We start from the raw sequence: 15,760 nt of genomic DNA on the forward strand, positions 1-15,760 counted from the left end.
ATGAGCTCGAACACCTCACCCATCCTGGCCAAGGCCAAAGTAGCCGCCGACGACAACCGGGGCGCCCAGGAAAACTGGCACCGCTACCAGTACGCCAAGTACCGCGGCCACCTCGAATACACGGCCCAGGCCCGCATCCTCGAAGGCATGTACCTGGGCGGCGGCCGACAATGGACCGAAGAGGACAAGCAGATCCTCGAAGACCAGCGCCGGCCCGCCTACGAATTCAACGAGACCAAGGCCAGCGTCAACAGTGCGATCGGCTACCAGATCCACAACCGGATGGACATCGCATTCAAGCCGCGCGGCGGGGACGCTGACCAGACCACGGCCAACACCCTGAGCAAAGTGGCCATGCAGGTCGCCGACCAGAACATGCTGCACTGGCATGAGACCACGGTATTCAGCGATGGCCTGATCATGCGCCGGGGCTATTTCGACGTTCGCATGAACTTCGACAGCAACATCAAGGGCGACCTGCAGATCACCACGCTGGACCCGATGGACGTGGTGCCCGACCCGGATGCGAAGACCTACGACCCGGACGGCTGGAAAGATGTGACCGTCACCCGCTGGCTGAGCCTGGAAGAGATCGAGGAATTCTGGGGCGAAGAAGCCCGCCTGAAGGCCGAGGCCAGTGGCGACGAGTCAAGCGATTTCGGCTACCAAGACGGCGAAAGCGAGCGCAACAAGTTCGGCCAGATCCGATTCCCTGGTCAGTACGACGCGATCGGCCAGCAGGACAACGACCTCAAGCGATTCCGGGTGATGGACCGCCAGAAGTTCGTCTTCGAGCGCACCGACTGCCTGGTTTTCCCCGAGACCGGCGACGTGGTAGTCATGGAAACCCTGTCCGATGCGGAAATCGGCAAGGCCCTGATGGATGGCGCCGTGAAGGCCAAGCGCATGCGCCGCCGGGTCAAGTGGATCGTGTCCACCTACTCGACCACGCTGTTCGAGGACTACAGCCCGTACGACCACTTCACGGTGGTGCCGTACTTCTGCTACTTCCGCCGCGGTGAAACCCGCTCGATGGTGGATGACGCCATCGGCCCGCAGACCGCCCTGAACAAGGCCATCAGCCAGTACATCCATGTGATCAACACCAGCGCGAATTCGGGCTGGATCGTTGAAGACGAGAGCCTGGCCAACATGGATGCCGAGGATCTGGAGGAAGAGGGCGCCAAGACCGGCTTGGTGCTGGTCTACAAACACGGCAAAGCCAAGCCCGAAAAGATCACGGCCAACCAGGTGCCCACCGGTGTTGACAAGATGATCACCCACGCGGTGAACTTCCTGAAGGATGTGACCGTGCCCGACGCCATGCGCGGCACCCAGGGGCAGGAAGTCAGCGGTGTGGCCATCCAGACCAAGCAGTTCGCCAGCCAACAGCAGATGGCCGTGCCCCTGGACAACCTGGCCTACACCCGCCAGCTCCTGGCCAAGCGCATCCTGAAGCTGATCCAGCGCTACTACGACAGCTACCGCATCTTCCGCATCACCGAGCAAGACCCGGTGACCGGTGCCGATGTGGAGGCCCCGCTGGAGATCAACAAGTTCGACGCGGCCAGCAACTCCTACCTGAACGACATCACCATCGGCACCTATGACGTGGTGATCACCGAGCAGCCGATGCAGGTGACCTTCGAGAACAGCCAGTTCACCCAGGCCCTGGAGATGCGCGAGAAGGGCATCCGCATCCCGGACGAGACCGTCATCCGGTATTCCAACCTGGCGAACAAGCAGGACATCATCAAGGCCATGCAGGCCCAGGGCGAGCCAGCCGACCCGACGCTGGAGGCGAAGGCCAACCTGCTGAATGCCCAGGCAGAAAAGACCAGGGCCGATACCGTGGGTTCGTCGGTGACCGCGCAATTCAGCGCGATGCAGTCCGCCCAGGTCATCGCCGAGACGCCCCAAACCGCCCCGCTGGCCGACGCGCTCCTGCGCTCTGCCGGCTACCAAGACAAGGACGCCGGCCCCATCGTGCCCCAGGCCCCAGCAGGCCTGCCGCATGCCGGCATCCCCTCAAACACGGACCCACTCACGCCCGTGCATCCCGCTGTAGGCCTTGACCGGGGCATCGAGACCCTGGAAGCCGACAGCGTTCACTGACCACCACCACTGAAAGACCAATGTGAGCACCACCGAATCCAAAGACCCCGGCGCCCTGGCCCTGGCCCGCGTGGCCCACGAAACCACCCAGGCCTACCGCAACGCCATCGGCGACTTCAGCACCCACCAAGCATGGGAACTCCTGACGCCCCAGCAGCAAGACGCAGCCTATGCGCGCGCGTTCTTCTTCCTCAATAACCCCGATGCCAAGTTCACGGCTGTGCACAACGCGCTCGAACTGGCCGACGACAAGGAACGGGCTGCCGCGGCTGTGTTCCATGGCGTGATCCGGGCTATTTGCAGAGAGCAGGCAAGAGCATGAACACCACCGACCAAAACATCGAGGCTGAGATCCGGGCCAAGGGCGCCAACGTTGCGCCACGCATCACGCCGGCTGATATCGAGGCGCAGATCAGTGCCGAGTTCTACCTCAACGGATATGACTTTGCCGATTCCCCCAAGGCCGGACACATCCGCCACAACGACAACCGTGCAGATGAGCACATGCGGTTGCTGACCATGTGCGTCCTTGTCCTGAACAACGGCTACACCGTCGTTGGCCACTCGGCATGCGTCTCTGCTGAGAACTTTGATGTCGAAATTGGCGTGAAGGTGGCCCGGGCCAATGCAGTCGAGAAGATCTGGCCCCTCATGGGCTACGAGCTGCGCTCCAAGCTGGCCCAGGCCGCTCCGCTGACCCTGCCCGTCATCGATCAAGCAACCCTCAACACCAAGGAGTAAGCACATGGATTACGACCGCCAGGCCCAAAAGCAGCGCCGAATCACCCTCGAACAAATTCTTGTCCAAGGGGCGGCCTCCTGCATCGCCACATATCCCGACAAGGCCAGCCTCATTGCCCAAGGCATTCGCGACGCGCTGCGCGTGCTTCTGGATGAAGTTGATCAGCCCGAGTGCTCAACCAGGATTTCAGGCGAAACAAAGGGTTCTCATCCTGACCAACTCCCGGCGGAATCTCCCGTCGCCTGATTCACCAACCCACAAAGGAGAACTGACATGGCCTCCGCCGCAAATTCACTCGCCTACGACCGGACCGACTACGAGATTGACGAGGACGTTCGAACCCTGGCCCGGGCCGAACAGATCAAGTCGGACAAAAAGCGCTTTGCGGCTGCGCTCAAGCGCACCAAGGAACGCCTTGCAGAGCTTCAGGACGTCGTTGATGACGCCTCTGAGGACAAAGCCGAAGAAGCGGCCGAAGCCGCCGGCAAGTAAGCCACCAACCAGCCACCACCACTGAAGGAAATCAAGATGCCCGCCCAGAACTCTGAAGAAATCGTGATCGACACCACTGCCACCGTGGTGGACGACGACACCCTCACCGGCAAGGAAGACCGCGGCGATGTGGTCGACCCGGAACTGAGCGCCGAGAACCTGGAGAAGATCGCCAAGGGCGCCGCCGCTGATGGCGCAACCGATCCCGACGATACCGACCCTGCGCCCGAGGATGGCAATGCGGAAACCCGCAGCGCGACCGGCGCACGCATCCCCAAGGCCCGCTTTGACGAGGTGAACGAGCAGCGCAAGCAGGCCCAGCGCGAAGCAGAAGAAGCCCGGGCTGAGACCGAGCGAATCCGCGCTGAAATGGAGGCCCTGCGCCGCGCGCCCGCATCCGCTACGGCTGCCAGCCCGGCCCCGGCCGCACCCGCCACACCCGCCGCGCCGGCCTTCGATGTCAAGGCCCAGGAGCGCGCCTACGCTGAAGCCCTGCTGGAAGCTGACGTGGACAAGGCCATGGAGATCCGCGAGCGCATCAACGCTCACCTCTCGGCCGAAGCTGAGGCCAAGGCCACATCCCGCGTGACCCAGGAACTGACCGCCCGCCAGATGGCCGAGGCACTGGACCGCGCATCTGACCAGGCCGTGAAGGACTTCCCGTACCTGAACACGCCCGAAGGCGCCGACGCCCTGGACATCATCCTGGCTGCCCGTGACGCCAAGATCGCCCGGGGCATGCCGGCCCACGAGGCTCTGGCCGAAGCCGTCAAAACCATCGCTCCGAAGTTCGCCCCGGCCAGCGATACCCCCTCTGGGGACTCGACTGCGGCACCCGCTGCGCGTGACACTCGTTCCGCAGCAGCAGTTGCGCGCGGTGCGGCAGATTCCATCCGCCAACCGCCTCAGCTGACTGCCGGTGTAGGCGATCGAACAACAGCCGGCCGCGTCAACGTGGAAACGATGACCGACGCTGATTTCGAAAACCTCTCGCTTACCGAAAAGCGCCGCCTCCGTGGCGACATTTGATCGGTAGGACACCCAGGGCCGGCGGGCCTCACCACCTCGCCGGCCGACATCTCCGGTGCTTTCGTCCTGGGTTGACGTGAAACCACCCGACGCCCTCGGCCGTCTCCCAAGCCGTGAATTCCGCAGTGGCTGCGTAACGCCTGAACCCCGTTTCGCAACACCACTTTCGGAGGGCCAACACCATGTTGACCAATTTCGCTGGGCTCACCTCCCAGCAAAAAATCGTTTGGAGTCGTGACGTCTGGCAAGCAGCTCGCGACCAGATGTTCATCAAGAAGTTCATCGGCACCGGTGACAACGCGATGATCCAGCGCATCACCGAGCTGACCAAGACCGAGCGCGGCGAGCAGGTTCTGATGTTCCTGGTGGCCGACCTGGTTTCTGATGGCGTGATCGGCGACAACGAGCGCGAAGGCAACGAAGAAGCGCTGCAGTCTTACAGCCAGATCATCAATATCGACCTGATCACCAACAGCGTCCGCAACAAGGGCAAGCTGTCCGACCAGAAGTCGGTGATCAACTTCCGCGAAACCGGCCGCGACCGCCTGGCCTACTGGCTGGCCAACCGCGTGGACCAGCTGGCCCTGCTGGCTCTGTCGGGCATCTCGTTCGCCTACATGAACAACGGCGCCGCCCGCGTTGGCTCCCCGTTCCCGAACCTGGCTTTTGCTGCTGACGTGTCGGCTCCCTCGTCCAACCGCGCCCTGATGTGGAACGGCTCGGCCCTGGTGCCCTCGGTCACCGGTTCGGTCACGAACGCCTTTGTGCCCTCGTACAAGATGATCGTGGACGCCGTGGCCTACGCCAAGAGCCACTACATCAAGCCCCTGATGTCGGGCGGCAAAGAGTACTACGTGATGCTGGTCCAGCCCGGCACCCTGGCCGCCCTCAAGAAGGACAGCGACTACCAGCGCGCCGTGACGAACCTGGCCCTCAAGGATGGCCAGAACTCGCCGTGGTTCACCGGTGGCACCGTGACCATCGATGGCGTGGTGATCCACGAACACCGCCTGGTCTACAACACCAAGGGCGCGGCCTCGGGCTCGAAGTGGGGCTCCGGCGGCACCGTGGACGGTACCCGCACCTTGCTGTGCGGCGCCCAGGCCCTGGGCATGGCCGACATCGGCGTGCCGGAATGGAACGAGAAGATGTTCCAGTACAACAGCCAGTCCGGGATTAACGTAGATAAGATGTTCGGAGTAGTTAAGCCCCGATTTTATAGTATTTACGACAAATCTACCGAGGATTTTGGCGTGCTCGCCATCGACCATTACTTGCAATAAGTCTGGTAATCGTCATGCGAATCTGCACCATTCCACTGACGCAAGGGAAATCAGTTTCCGTCGATCAAGACGATTACTGGTTTCTCAAGATATTCAAGTGGCACTTCGACAATGGTTATGCAGCAAACACCGATCTTGGTCACATGCATCGTTGGATCATGAAGCCAGGCCCTGGAATGTTTGTTGACCACATCGACGGCAACCGCTTGAACAACACTCGGGCGAATTTGCGGGTGGTGACGCCTCAGCAAAATCAATCGAATCGGCGCAAGGGGAATGGTGCCTCCAAATATGTGGGGCTTGCCTGGGAATCAAAATTCAGCCGCTGGAAAGTGACTGTAATGCACGAAGGCAAGTCTCATTATGTTGGCGTATTCCGTGACGAAATCGAGGCCGTGAAAGCCTACAACCAAAAGTCCATTGAATTGCGCGGCGATTATGCTGGCGTGAATGTGATTGATGGTTATACGAACGGTGTGGAGTTGGCCAAACCCAAGTCCCATCGCTTCAGCCGCAAGGCCGCAAGCCTTGCCACCAGTTAACACGTTTCAAGGAGCCGATCATGGCCATCAAGAAAGACTCTGGGCGTCAGCAAGTCGAATCCGCACTGCTGACCATCAACTTCGGCGACCCGACTGCCTACGGCACTGCCGAAGACGCGATTGAACTGCCCCCGGGCGCAATCGTGGTGGGCGGCGACATCACGGTCGACACCGCTTTCAACTCGACCACCAACACGATCACGCTGGGCGATGTGACCACGGCCAACCGCTATGCCAACGCGGTTGACCTGAAGACCGCCGCCCGCACTGCGCTGACCGTCACCGGCTTCACCACCACCCCCACCGAACGCTTTGTGCGCGCCAACCTGGCCCAGACCGGCGGTGTTCCGACCGCTGGTTCGGTTCGCATCCGCGTGGACTTCGTGGTCAAGGGCCGTGCACAGCACGCCTGGGGCACTGGTCTGTAAGTTCTGGTTTTCAGTGGCCATGGTGGCCTTTCACACCCGGCGGATTGATCCCCGCCGGGCTTTTTGAACCGCAGGAGATCCATCGTGAAATTCAAAAGCTCCACTGGGCAAGACATCCACATCGCCCTGACCTCTGGTCACACCCACCTCATCCCCGGCGACAGCGACGAAGGCGTCGATGTGCCCCCGATCTTCGTCAAAGAAGCCCTGGCCCGCGGTGCAGTTCCTGCTGACGTGGAAACCGCCGAGCCCAACCCCGGCAAGACCGAGAGCCGCAGCGACCTGATCAAGGCCGCCATCGAGGCCATGCTGGACGGCAGCGATGAATCGAACTTCACCAGCGACGGCAAGCCCAGCCTGGTGAAGCTGCGTCAGCGCGTGGGCTTCCAAGTTGCCCGCGAAGAAGCTGACGCGATCTTCGAGCAAGTCACCTCGGCCAAGCCCGAGTAAGCGGCGCGCGCGGCCATGCAGGTTTCTGACTTCATCAGCCGATTCCGCCTAGAGCGGATGGATGCGGCCGCGCCGTATCTGTGGTCTGACGCTGAGATCGTCAACTACCTCAACGAGGCAGTCAACGAGGCCTGCATCCGCGCCCGGTTGATCGAGGATTCGGCCACCACGGCCGTTTGCTCCGTCACCCTTTCTGAAGGCGTGGGCACCTACACGCTGCACCCCAGCATTCAGCACGTGGACCGCGTGGTCTGGAATGGCGCGGCGCTGGATCCGAGCGACCTGGCGCGCGAAGATGCTGACGATCTGCGTTGGTCCACCAGGATCTCCAGCCCCCTCAGATACCTGACCAACGGCACCAACCAGCTCACCGTGGTGCCGGCACCGAATGCCGTGGCCATCGCGGCCGACTCGGCCCTGCACCTGACCGTGAAGCGCATCCCCTTGGTGGACCTCGACCCCGCCGTGGGCACAGGCGTGCCGGAAATCCCCGCGGTGTACCACCCCTTGCTCAAGGACTGGATCTACCGCTGCGCATACCTCAAGCAGGACGCCGACACCTTCGATGAGGCCAAGGCCTTGAAGTTTGAAGCGGCATTTGAAGCGTCGTTTGGCGAGCGGCCGAACGCCAACACCCAACGCCGGCGCCGTGAGCGCCGATCGCACCAGGTGCGGTCCATCACTTTCTAAGGAGCCGCCATGGCAAACGCCCTGTACCCCAAAGGCAAAGAAAAATTCCTGTCGGGCTCTATCAACATCCCGACCGACACCATCAAGGCGGTGCTGGTCTCCAGCGCCTACACCTATTCGGGCTCGCATGAATTCCTGTCGGACCTTGGCTCGAGCACGCTCAACACTGCTCAAACCCTTGGGACCAAGGCTGTGACCAATGGCGCGTTCTCGGCTGCCGCTCCGACTTTCTCGGCCGTGACCTCTGGTGCCACCGCCCAGGCCGTGGTGCTCTACAAAGACACCGGCGTGGCCGGCACCAGCCCGCTGCTTGCCTTCATCGACACCATCACCGGCTTCCCCCTGGCCACGAATGGCGGCGACATCGCAATCAACTGGGACACCGGCACGTACAAGATCTTCAGCCTGTAAGAGGTCTCCATGGCTGGCGACGTCTACTGGGGCAACACCACTCTGCTGCTGCACTGCGACGATTCATCGTTCACGGACAGCAGCACGGCCGGCCACTCATACTCATCCATTTCCGGGGTCTCGCTCAATACATCAAACGCCTTGTTCGGTGCGGGCGCTGCGTATTTTGACGGGACCGGGACCGGGCTTTCCTTTGCTCATTCGGATGACTTCAATCTAGCGACGGGTGATTTCTTCATTGAAATTGCCGCCGAATTTCCGTCGCTCGGGAATTTTTGCCTGTTTCAAAAAGACCAGCACTACGGCAGCACTTTCACCAGCTACAGCCTATTTCTCAAGTCGGATGGGTCTCTGACATTGAGCGTTGGGACTGGAAATACCAACACCTCAGCGCAGGACGTGTCCACGTCGGCTAGCGTCGTAACTTCCGGCTCTTACCACCGCATTGCGGCAGGTCGATACGGTTCGTTACTGCTGATTTTTGTGGATGGGACGCTGGTACAAAGTGTCGCCCAAACAGCATCTCCGCAGGATGGTGGATCGCCGTTGGTCTTTGGGTATTTCCCCAGCGGCGGCACAAACAATGACTGGAAGCTGGTTGCCTACGTTGATGAGATCCGAATCACCAAGGGCGTGGCCCGAAAAACTGCCGGCTACACGGTCGATAGCGTCGCATTCCCCAACAGTGCGGCGATGTTTTCGGGAACGATCCTTGATGCATCAGGCTCTCCAGTCGTGCGGACTGTGAAGGCGATCCGTCGTGACACGGGCGCTTTCATTGCATCGGCAACCTCGAACAGCTCAGGGGTCTATTCGCTGACCACGAATTACGCAGGCGAGCATGATCTGATTTGCCTTGATTCCTCTGGATCACTGCCTGACCTGATCCTTTCGCGGGTGACACCGGTATGAGCTACACACCGCCGGCAGGCAATGTGGCAAATTTCTCCTGGGTGGGTGTGGCCTCGTACAGCCCACCAGCCGGGAATGCTGCGAATTTCGCATGGGCTCCTGCATATGTGGCCTCAGGGTTCACCAGCACAGCCTTTGGCACACCGCGGGCCAGGTTCAACCAGCAAGGGATGGCCAGCGGGTTCAAGTCGACTTCATTTGGCGCGGTCAAGGCCTCGTTCAAGCAGATCGGCACGGCTTCGGGTTTCACCTTGACGGCTTTTGGTACGCCGTACATCAATGGGCATCGCGCGGCTGGATTCTCAAACACCGCCTTTGGAGCGCCCTCGGCATCTACGTTTTTCAGGGCGCAGTCCCTGGGGCCGACTTCGGTTGTGCCCATGGCTTTCTATGCCTTCGCGCAGAGCCAGACAGCCAAGGGCTTTCGGCAGACCGTCATCGGTGCTCCGGTGGCGATTACTTCATCCCCTGCGGGGATCGCGCGACGGGCCCAGGCGCATGGGGCAAGCTCCACGGCTTTCGGCCTGGCCACCGCCGCATTCAAGCAGACCGGCACGGCCTCCGGGACCGCGTCCACGAACTTCGGCGCGGCCATGGCCTCGCGCGCTGGCTCTGCCGCTGGGTTTTCGGGCACCCACTTCGGTCTGCCCAAGGCAGGCAGGGCAGTGCGGGCGGCCGGGTTCTCTGCAACCCACTTCGGCCTGCCATCCGGGCGGCTCAGGCTGGCGGCCTCTGGGTTCAGCTCCACTCACTTCGGCATGCCGACTTGCGTCAGCCCTCGGCATCACGTGGCATACCCAATTCCGCCGCGGCACGCTTTCGGCCAGCCGGCAGCAACCTGCCGGATCCCGCGCGCGGCCTCAGGCTTCACGTCGACCCACTTTGGCGCCACCCGCGGCGCCACGAACTATCACGCACTCCACGCGCCTCCGACCGTTCGGTTTGGCCAGGCCCTGGTGCGCAGGAGCTCATGACATGCCAACCTTTGCCCAGTTCAAGGGGATCAACAACGTCCAGCCAAGCGAGCGCCTGGATGATTCCGAACTCGCCACGGCCACGGATGTCGATTTTGGCCTGAGCGGCGAGGCCACATTGCGCCGGGGCTTCACGCTTGCCTCAAGCTTGGCCCACCGGAATGTCTGGGAGGCTGATGGCTTCGTGCTGGCCACCGTGGCCGGCGATCTGACCAGCATCCTGCCATCGGGCGCCCGCACGGCGCTCTATCCATCCCTGGGCGATGATCGGGTTTGGTATGTGAAGCTGCCAGACGGCCGCGTGGCGTACAGCAACGGCCTGATCTCGGGCATCGTGGCGGCCAACGGCCTGAGCCAGACCCCATGGGGTGTGCCTGTTCCAGCCACCACCGGCGCGCTCACCGATGTGGCGGGTTCGCTTTTCCCGGGCGACTATCAGTACCAGCTGACCTATGTGCGCCTGTCCGATGGGCTGGAGGGCGGCCCCATTTACACCAACCCGGTGCCGGTGGCCCTGGGCGGCATCTTGCTGACCGGCCTGCCTCAGCTGACCGGCTACGGGATCAACGTCTATATCACCAGCCACAACGGCGGGGATGCGCACTTGGCGGGGATGACGCTCACGAGCTCATTCAGCTACCTGGGCCCAAACAGCAGCTTGGTGCTGCCATGCCGCACCGACTACCTGCAGCCGCCGCCGGCCGGCAAGCTCTGCGCAACGTGGCGCGGCCGGTCGCTGATCGCCGTGGGCAAGGTGCTGATGGCCTCGCGCCCCCACCAGCCCGAGCTTTTCGATTACCGCGAGGATTTCAAGCAGTTCTCCGACACCATCACGCTGGTGCAGCCGATCGAGGGCGATGGGATCTACGTGGGCACCACGGCGGGGCTCTACTTCCTGGCCGGGTCTGATTTCGGGGGGCTATCCATGTCCTCAGACCTCGGCGGCCCGGTTGTCCTGGGCTCCGGGGTCGCGGTGCCGGCCAAGCTGATTCAGGGCGGGCCGACCGAGGGCAGCGCCATGGTATGCATTGCCGGGCGCGTGCTCACTGCAGGATTTGCCGGCGGCTCGGTGATTCGGATCACTGAGGGCCGCTACGAATCGGGCGCTACGGGTGTTGCAGCCACTTTCCGGCATGCCAATGGTGTGCCTCAGTACATCGCGGTGCCCCAATGACCATGCCGATGTTCCTGACCTTCGACGGCGAGCCCATCGCCGGGAGAATCCCTGTCCAGATCCTGGCCAGCGGGGACATCAACGAAGACCAACTGAACGAACTCCGCGGCCACTATGGAGAATTTGATCGCCTCAGCCGGCTGTCGATCGCGCCACGGCAGACCAGGTACGTCTTTTTGTCCGATGGGTCGCCAGTTCGCCTTGAGCGGTTCTATGGGGTTGATCGGATCTTCGTTGACCCGGTTTTGGATGAGCAGAGCACCAACACGAACGCGCCCCTGGCCTATCCGGCCTATGTTGATCTGGCCTTTGCGCCGATCTTTGACCGCGAGGTGATTGACCTGGGCAGCATCAGTCCTTACCCGCCTGAGCCAACCTACCCGACACCAGCGCCGTACAGCGTTCCCGAGCCGGTGTTTGTTGGAACTCCAGGCGGTGAAAGCCTTGGGCTTTTGTATTACCACGTCGATTCCTGGGATCAAATCATTCCATCCGATCCGCCAAGATGGCGATCAGCATCTGTTTCGCTCAGGAACCTGAATCCTTACCTTGTAGAAACAGGGTATGACAGCGGTGGATTTTTCTATAAAAAGCTGAATGGAAAAATCATCCCCAGCACAGATCAGAATACCTTCTGGCGTATTGTTGATACGTTTGAATCGTCGGACTTCTATTCGCTGACGACACCATATTTGCTCTCTAGGAATGTCTTCTTCGGTTGGGAGGGTATTGATACTGCCACAAGGGATTTCTACAAACGCATTTTTCCAGATGATGGTGGCACACCCATTTATTCCGGGCCATACAACGATGTTGGTCGATCTGAAATATACGCAACTTTGACGGCGATGAAGGCCGCCGATGATGCTTCGTCGCTATCCATATCCCATGCAAACAGCGTTGCCTATGCGGCGTTCATTCCCGTGCATCTGGCCTGGGAGGCTGATCGGGCGGCCTACTACGCTGCGGACTATGCTGCTTGGCATTCCACCGTGTATCAGGCTTGGCTTGATGCATGCGCAGCGATTGATGCCGCCGGTGGCAGTGGCGCGGCCATCCTGAAGGCCTGGCGCACATCAGGACGTGGCGCTCAAATTTCTTCATTGACCACGTGGCTGGATACCGGGATTTCAAAACCCCACCTGGTGGCGCGCTACCTTTCGATGCCCTTCAACGTCAAGGGTGCGCATGCTGGCACGTTCTCGCTGCCGGCCGGAACCGACATTGGTCACGACCAAATCACCGACGCGACGGTGAACTGGCAGATCACGCACACGGTCACGAATGGCAATGTGAACACGGTGGCCAGCGAGACCTACTCAGACCTCTATGCCCAGACCACGATGGCGCTGCCCTCCGGCTGGAAGCTCGGCGGAAATGTTGCGCAGCCTGCCAACATCTTTGGCTGGCTGGCGAATGGGGACTATGTCCGCTACAAGCGGTTCTATCCCAATCACTACCTGGAGCCAGCCCAGACCCGGCCCGGCGACCTGAGCACCCTCACGTTCAGCACGGCCACCGGATACCCAGCTTTCGTCAACAGCGCGATCGCTGGCACCTCGGACACGACGGCGCGCATCAATTCCGACGCCTTCCTGCCGCCCGGCACGGTTATCACCCTGATCCAGCTTGAATATGAGGTCTATGACCCCTTCAGCCTGGCCTGGGTGTGGATGCCGTGCGTGGACCTGCGCAAGTACGACGCGATTTGGCTGAAAAGCCTGGGCGCCTACTCGGTCCCAGCCGTGCCCGATCCGCAGAGCGCCGGCACCTCGCCGCGAGCGGTTCGAGTTCGTCGGGTGCTTCGGACCACAAGAAATACTAACTGGACCTGGACCGCGCCCTCCGACGTACCCGCCAGCAAGATGCGCTCGGCCACCTTTCCGTCTTTCGCGCTGAACTCTCTGTGGGACAACTACCCGTGCACGATCGTGGCCGCCACGGGTCTGCACCCTGGCGCTGCCCCGCGCGTGGCCCAAGTAGGCCCATTTCCGTTTTCAGAGGTCACGGTTTTCCCCGAGATGGTCGGCGAAGGCCTGGCCGCGCTTGCATCCAAGTCCTGGACCTCAGACCCTTCGGTGCTCAACCTGACCGCCAAGGCCCTCAATCACGTTTACAAGGTCGCCCCATGAATGCCATCGTCCTGAATACGCTGACCGGCGCGGTGAGCGAATACACGAACCACTCGGTGAACTCGATCACGCCGAACTATGCGGGATCGGCCGCCGGCCTGCGCCTGCTGGGCGGCGCCACTGATGCGGGAACTCCCATCGTGGCCAACGTGGTCACCGGCAAAAAACTCTGGGGCTCCAGCCTCAAGAAATTTTTGAGCATGGTCTACCTGTCCCTGCAGTGCGCTGGCCGTGGCCAGTTGACCGTCTACGGCGCGGTCACCTCCTGGCCCTACATCTTCCCGGCCTTCGCCACCGGTGAGGCCAGATGTCCCACGGGCCGCGGCATCCGGGAGAACTACCTTGCGTTTGGGTACAGCAACCCGGACGGTGACTATTTCCGCCTTGACCAGATCGAGGTGCCCGTCTCTGAGTCCAAATCCAGAAGGATCTAAGCCATGACCACCACGCCTGCCCAATACGTCGACACGGCATTCACCAAGGCCCAGAACTATGCCGATGCGGCAAAAACTCAGCTCACCTCGTTTCTGAACGCGATGAGTGGCGCCATCTACACCGCGCCCACCTACAGCATCGAATGGACCCCCGTGGCCGAGCCCACGCCTGTGACCATCCCGACCGTGCCCGATGCGCTGGCCACCATCAGCAGCGACTTCAAATTTGATTCGACCCTGGCAGCTGGCAAGCCGGCGGCCCTGGACCTCACTGCGCCTTCGCTGACCGGCCTGTTCCCGACTTTCAGCGCATCCGCCCCCAGCCTGAGCATGCCCACGGCGCCCACGATCAGCATTGGATCCATCCCCACGGTTCCTTCTCTGTCGGCCGTGACCGTGCCCGATGCGCCAACGGTGACCATGCCCAGCACGCCCACGCTGATGAGCCTGAGCACTGTGACCTTTGGCGGGGTGAACCTGCACACGGACATGCAGGCCTTCCTGCAGACGGTGCCCACCTTCACCCTGGCCGCGCCAACACCCTTCACCCATTCCGTGGGCCCGGAGTACTCGAGCGCGCTTCTGACAAACCTGCAGGCCCTGATCAACCAGCGCCTGGCGGGCGGCACCGGTCTGCCGGCGGCTGTGGAGCAGGCCATCTGGGACCGGCTGCGCACCCGTGAAGAGGCGATCGGCGATGCCAACGTGACCGAGGTGATGCGCACGCATGAGGCCCTGGGCTTCCCGCTGCCTTCCGGCGCCCTGGCCGCCCAACTGCGCGCGGCCCAGCAGAGCTACTACGACAAGCTGTCGGAGGCCAGCCGCGACATTTCCATCAAGCAGGCGGACCTCGAGCAGGCCAACCTCAAGCAGGCCATCGAGCAGGGAATCACGCTGGAAAGCAAGTTGGTGGACTACTCCATGCAGATGGAGCAGCTGACCTTCGAGATTTCGAAGGCCTACGCAGAAAATGCCGTCTCCATCTACAACGCCCAGGTGACCGGCTACCAGGCGCTCCTGGCCGGCTACGAGGCCTACGAAAAGGCCTACAAGACCATCATTGACGCCGAAATGGCCCAACTCGAGGTCTACAAAGCCGAGCTGTCGGCCGAGCAGACCAAGGCGCAGATCAACCTCACCCTGGTGGAGCAGTACAAAGCCCAGATTGAGGCCGGCATGGCCGTGGTGGAGATCTACAAGGCCCAGCTGAGCGGCACCAAGGCCCTGATCGACCTCGAGGGCGCGAAGATCAGCGCGGCCGGCCAGCAAATCCAGGCCTACGTGGCCGGGGTGAACGCCCAGACCGCCCAGGTGGAGATGTACAAGGCTGGCGTGAGCGCCGAAGCCACCAAGGTGTCGGCCTACGAGGGCCAGGTGCGGGCCTATGCCGCCCAGGTCAGCGCAGCCTCCGAGCAGGCCCAGGTCAACATCAAGTTCTTCGAGAGCGTGGTGGCGGCCAAGGCCGATGAATGGCGCGCATGGGCAGCCCGGGTACAGGGTGAAACCGCCCGTGTCCAAGCCGTGGCAGCGCAATCCAGCGCAATTCTTGACGGCTACCGTGCGGCCCTGGCTGGCGTGTCCGCCCAGGTCGACCAGGATGTGAAGCACTGGCAGACCGCGATCGGCCTGTACAGCGCGCAAAAGGAATACACCCTCAGTGCGCAAAAGCTGAACTCGGACGCCATCGTCACGGCCAAGCAGACCCAGCTGGAAGTCGGGAAAGTGGGCTCCCAGGTGATGGCGCAGCTGGTGGGCAGCGCGTACAGCATGATTCACACCTCGGCCAGCATCGATGCCAAGGGCTCCACCAGCGTGAGCTACAACTACAGCGGCGCCACGAGCGCTGACGTCACGCCCATCGCATCGGTCTGACGTCACTGGATTGCCCCCTCTGAGGTTTTGATTCTCAGGGCGGGGCTTTCATCATCGCCCGATGAAATTTCAATCGGGGC

Annotated in this window: 18 protein-coding genes; 17 read left to right on the forward strand and 1 reads right to left on the reverse strand. The window is 61.8% G+C overall.

What is annotated here, in order from left to right; translation table 11 throughout:
• From F624_RS0106400 to F624_RS0106465, 13 genes are all read left to right on the forward strand, one after another.
• A complete protein-coding gene (locus tag F624_RS0106400; RefSeq protein ID WP_019573449.1) occupies positions 1-2,115 on the forward strand; it encodes a portal protein in 2,115 nt (704 codons plus the stop codon).
• A 22-nt stretch (positions 2,116-2,137) separates the two neighbouring features.
• Positions 2,138-2,437, forward strand: coding sequence for a hypothetical protein (locus F624_RS0106405; RefSeq protein ID WP_019573450.1), 300 nt, complete (start codon positions 2,138-2,140; stop codon positions 2,435-2,437).
• Complete coding sequence (locus F624_RS0106410; RefSeq protein ID WP_019573451.1) at positions 2,434-2,856, forward strand: Gp49 family protein; 423 nt, start codon at positions 2,434-2,436, stop codon at positions 2,854-2,856. The genes F624_RS0106405 and F624_RS0106410 overlap by 4 nt, the downstream gene beginning before the upstream one ends.
• Before the next feature lie 4 nt (positions 2,857-2,860).
• The gene (locus F624_RS0106415; RefSeq protein ID WP_019573452.1) at positions 2,861-3,103 is read left to right on the forward strand and encodes a hypothetical protein; all 243 of its coding nucleotides are present in this window, start codon (positions 2,861-2,863) and stop codon (positions 3,101-3,103) included.
• A 27-nt stretch (positions 3,104-3,130) separates the two neighbouring features.
• Positions 3,131-3,349, forward strand: coding sequence for a hypothetical protein (locus tag F624_RS0106420; RefSeq protein WP_019573453.1), 219 nt, complete (start codon positions 3,131-3,133; stop codon positions 3,347-3,349).
• Positions 3,350-3,385: 36 nt separating this feature from the next.
• Positions 3,386-4,378 (forward strand): hypothetical protein, encoded by a 993-nt coding sequence (locus tag F624_RS0106425; RefSeq protein ID WP_019573454.1) that lies wholly within the window; start codon positions 3,386-3,388, stop codon positions 4,376-4,378.
• A gap of 182 nt (positions 4,379-4,560) precedes the next feature.
• Positions 4,561-5,661, forward strand: coding sequence for a N4-gp56 family major capsid protein (locus F624_RS0106430; protein WP_031254283.1), 1,101 nt, complete (start codon positions 4,561-4,563; stop codon positions 5,659-5,661).
• A 14-nt stretch (positions 5,662-5,675) separates the two neighbouring features.
• On the forward strand, positions 5,676-6,203 hold the full coding sequence (locus tag F624_RS33960) for an HNH endonuclease signature motif containing protein (RefSeq protein WP_084679431.1): 528 nt from the start codon (positions 5,676-5,678) through the stop codon (positions 6,201-6,203).
• Between the two features lie 20 nt (positions 6,204-6,223).
• Positions 6,224-6,631 carry a hypothetical protein gene (locus F624_RS0106440; RefSeq protein ID WP_019573457.1) on the forward strand — a complete coding sequence of 136 codons (408 nt, stop codon included), beginning with the start codon at positions 6,224-6,226 and terminating at the stop codon, positions 6,629-6,631.
• An 84-nt stretch (positions 6,632-6,715) separates the two neighbouring features.
• Positions 6,716-7,081, forward strand: coding sequence for a hypothetical protein (locus F624_RS0106445; protein ID WP_019573458.1), 366 nt, complete (start codon positions 6,716-6,718; stop codon positions 7,079-7,081).
• A 15-nt stretch (positions 7,082-7,096) separates the two neighbouring features.
• Positions 7,097-7,771, forward strand: coding sequence for a phage adaptor protein (locus F624_RS0106450; protein ID WP_157443354.1), 675 nt, complete (start codon positions 7,097-7,099; stop codon positions 7,769-7,771).
• A 9-nt stretch (positions 7,772-7,780) separates the two neighbouring features.
• Complete coding sequence (locus F624_RS0106455) at positions 7,781-8,182, forward strand: hypothetical protein (protein WP_019573460.1); 402 nt, start codon at positions 7,781-7,783, stop codon at positions 8,180-8,182.
• A gap of 9 nt (positions 8,183-8,191) precedes the next feature.
• Positions 8,192-9,094, forward strand: a complete 903-nt coding sequence (locus F624_RS0106465; RefSeq protein WP_084679432.1) for a LamG-like jellyroll fold domain-containing protein — start codon at positions 8,192-8,194, stop codon at positions 9,092-9,094.
• A 1-nt stretch (position 9,095) separates the two neighbouring features.
• On the opposite strand, the gene F624_RS0106470 is transcribed toward F624_RS0106465, so the two are convergent.
• A complete protein-coding gene (locus F624_RS0106470) occupies positions 9,096-9,476 on the reverse strand; it encodes a hypothetical protein (protein WP_157443355.1) in 381 nt (126 codons plus the stop codon).
• 593 nt (positions 9,477-10,069) lie between these two features.
• Between F624_RS0106470 and F624_RS0106480 the strand changes: the two genes are divergently transcribed.
• From F624_RS0106480 to F624_RS35510, 4 genes are read left to right on the forward strand one after another with little or no spacing between them, the layout of a single operon-like run.
• Positions 10,070-11,242: a hypothetical protein gene (locus tag F624_RS0106480; protein WP_019573464.1), complete on the forward strand. Its 1,173-nt coding sequence runs from the start codon at positions 10,070-10,072 to the stop codon at positions 11,240-11,242.
• Between the two features lie 8 nt (positions 11,243-11,250).
• Positions 11,251-13,374 (forward strand): hypothetical protein, encoded by a 2,124-nt coding sequence (locus F624_RS0106485; protein WP_157443356.1) that lies wholly within the window; start codon positions 11,251-11,253, stop codon positions 13,372-13,374.
• Positions 13,371-13,808 (forward strand): hypothetical protein, encoded by a 438-nt coding sequence (locus F624_RS0106490; protein ID WP_019573466.1) that lies wholly within the window; start codon positions 13,371-13,373, stop codon positions 13,806-13,808. The genes F624_RS0106485 and F624_RS0106490 overlap by 4 nt, the downstream gene beginning before the upstream one ends.
• Before the next feature lie 3 nt (positions 13,809-13,811).
• Positions 13,812-15,680 carry a hypothetical protein gene (locus tag F624_RS35510; RefSeq protein WP_019573467.1) on the forward strand — a complete coding sequence of 623 codons (1,869 nt, stop codon included), beginning with the start codon at positions 13,812-13,814 and terminating at the stop codon, positions 15,678-15,680.
• Positions 15,681-15,760: the final 80 nt, after the last annotated feature.

Origin of the sequence: Curvibacter lanceolatus ATCC 14669, assembly GCF_000381265.1 — a bacterium.
Classification (GTDB): domain Bacteria; phylum Pseudomonadota; class Gammaproteobacteria; order Burkholderiales; family Burkholderiaceae_C; genus Curvibacter; species Curvibacter lanceolatus.

What these genes read in the sequence shown, in the direction of transcription:
- F624_RS0106400 (WP_019573449.1), top strand. Translation starts at nt 1, where the DNA reads ATGAGCTCGAACACCTCACCCATCCTGGCCAAGGCCAAAGTAGCCGCC.
- F624_RS0106410 (WP_019573451.1), top strand. Translation starts at nt 2,434, where the DNA reads ATGAACACCACCGACCAAAACATCGAGGCTGAGATCCGGGCCAAGGGC.
- F624_RS0106415 (WP_019573452.1), top strand. Translation starts at nt 2,861, where the DNA reads ATGGATTACGACCGCCAGGCCCAAAAGCAGCGCCGAATCACCCTCGAA.
- F624_RS0106420 (WP_019573453.1), top strand. Translation starts at nt 3,131, where the DNA reads ATGGCCTCCGCCGCAAATTCACTCGCCTACGACCGGACCGACTACGAG.
- F624_RS0106425 (WP_019573454.1), top strand. Translation starts at nt 3,386, where the DNA reads ATGCCCGCCCAGAACTCTGAAGAAATCGTGATCGACACCACTGCCACC.
- F624_RS0106430 (WP_031254283.1), top strand. Translation starts at nt 4,561, where the DNA reads ATGTTGACCAATTTCGCTGGGCTCACCTCCCAGCAAAAAATCGTTTGG.
- F624_RS33960 (WP_084679431.1), top strand. Translation starts at nt 5,676, where the DNA reads ATGCGAATCTGCACCATTCCACTGACGCAAGGGAAATCAGTTTCCGTC.
- F624_RS0106440 (WP_019573457.1), top strand. Translation starts at nt 6,224, where the DNA reads ATGGCCATCAAGAAAGACTCTGGGCGTCAGCAAGTCGAATCCGCACTG.
- F624_RS0106450 (WP_157443354.1), top strand. Translation starts at nt 7,097, where the DNA reads ATGCAGGTTTCTGACTTCATCAGCCGATTCCGCCTAGAGCGGATGGAT.
- F624_RS0106455 (WP_019573460.1), top strand. Translation starts at nt 7,781, where the DNA reads ATGGCAAACGCCCTGTACCCCAAAGGCAAAGAAAAATTCCTGTCGGGC.
- F624_RS0106465 (WP_084679432.1), top strand. Translation starts at nt 8,192, where the DNA reads ATGGCTGGCGACGTCTACTGGGGCAACACCACTCTGCTGCTGCACTGC.
- F624_RS0106470 (WP_157443355.1), bottom strand. Translation starts at nt 9,476, where the DNA reads ATGGGCACAACCGAAGTCGGCCCCAGGGACTGCGCCCTGAAAAACGTA.
- F624_RS0106480 (WP_019573464.1), top strand. Translation starts at nt 10,070, where the DNA reads ATGCCAACCTTTGCCCAGTTCAAGGGGATCAACAACGTCCAGCCAAGC.
- F624_RS0106485 (WP_157443356.1), top strand. Translation starts at nt 11,251, where the DNA reads ATGTTCCTGACCTTCGACGGCGAGCCCATCGCCGGGAGAATCCCTGTC.
- F624_RS0106490 (WP_019573466.1), top strand. Translation starts at nt 13,371, where the DNA reads ATGAATGCCATCGTCCTGAATACGCTGACCGGCGCGGTGAGCGAATAC.
- F624_RS35510 (WP_019573467.1), top strand. Translation starts at nt 13,812, where the DNA reads ATGACCACCACGCCTGCCCAATACGTCGACACGGCATTCACCAAGGCC.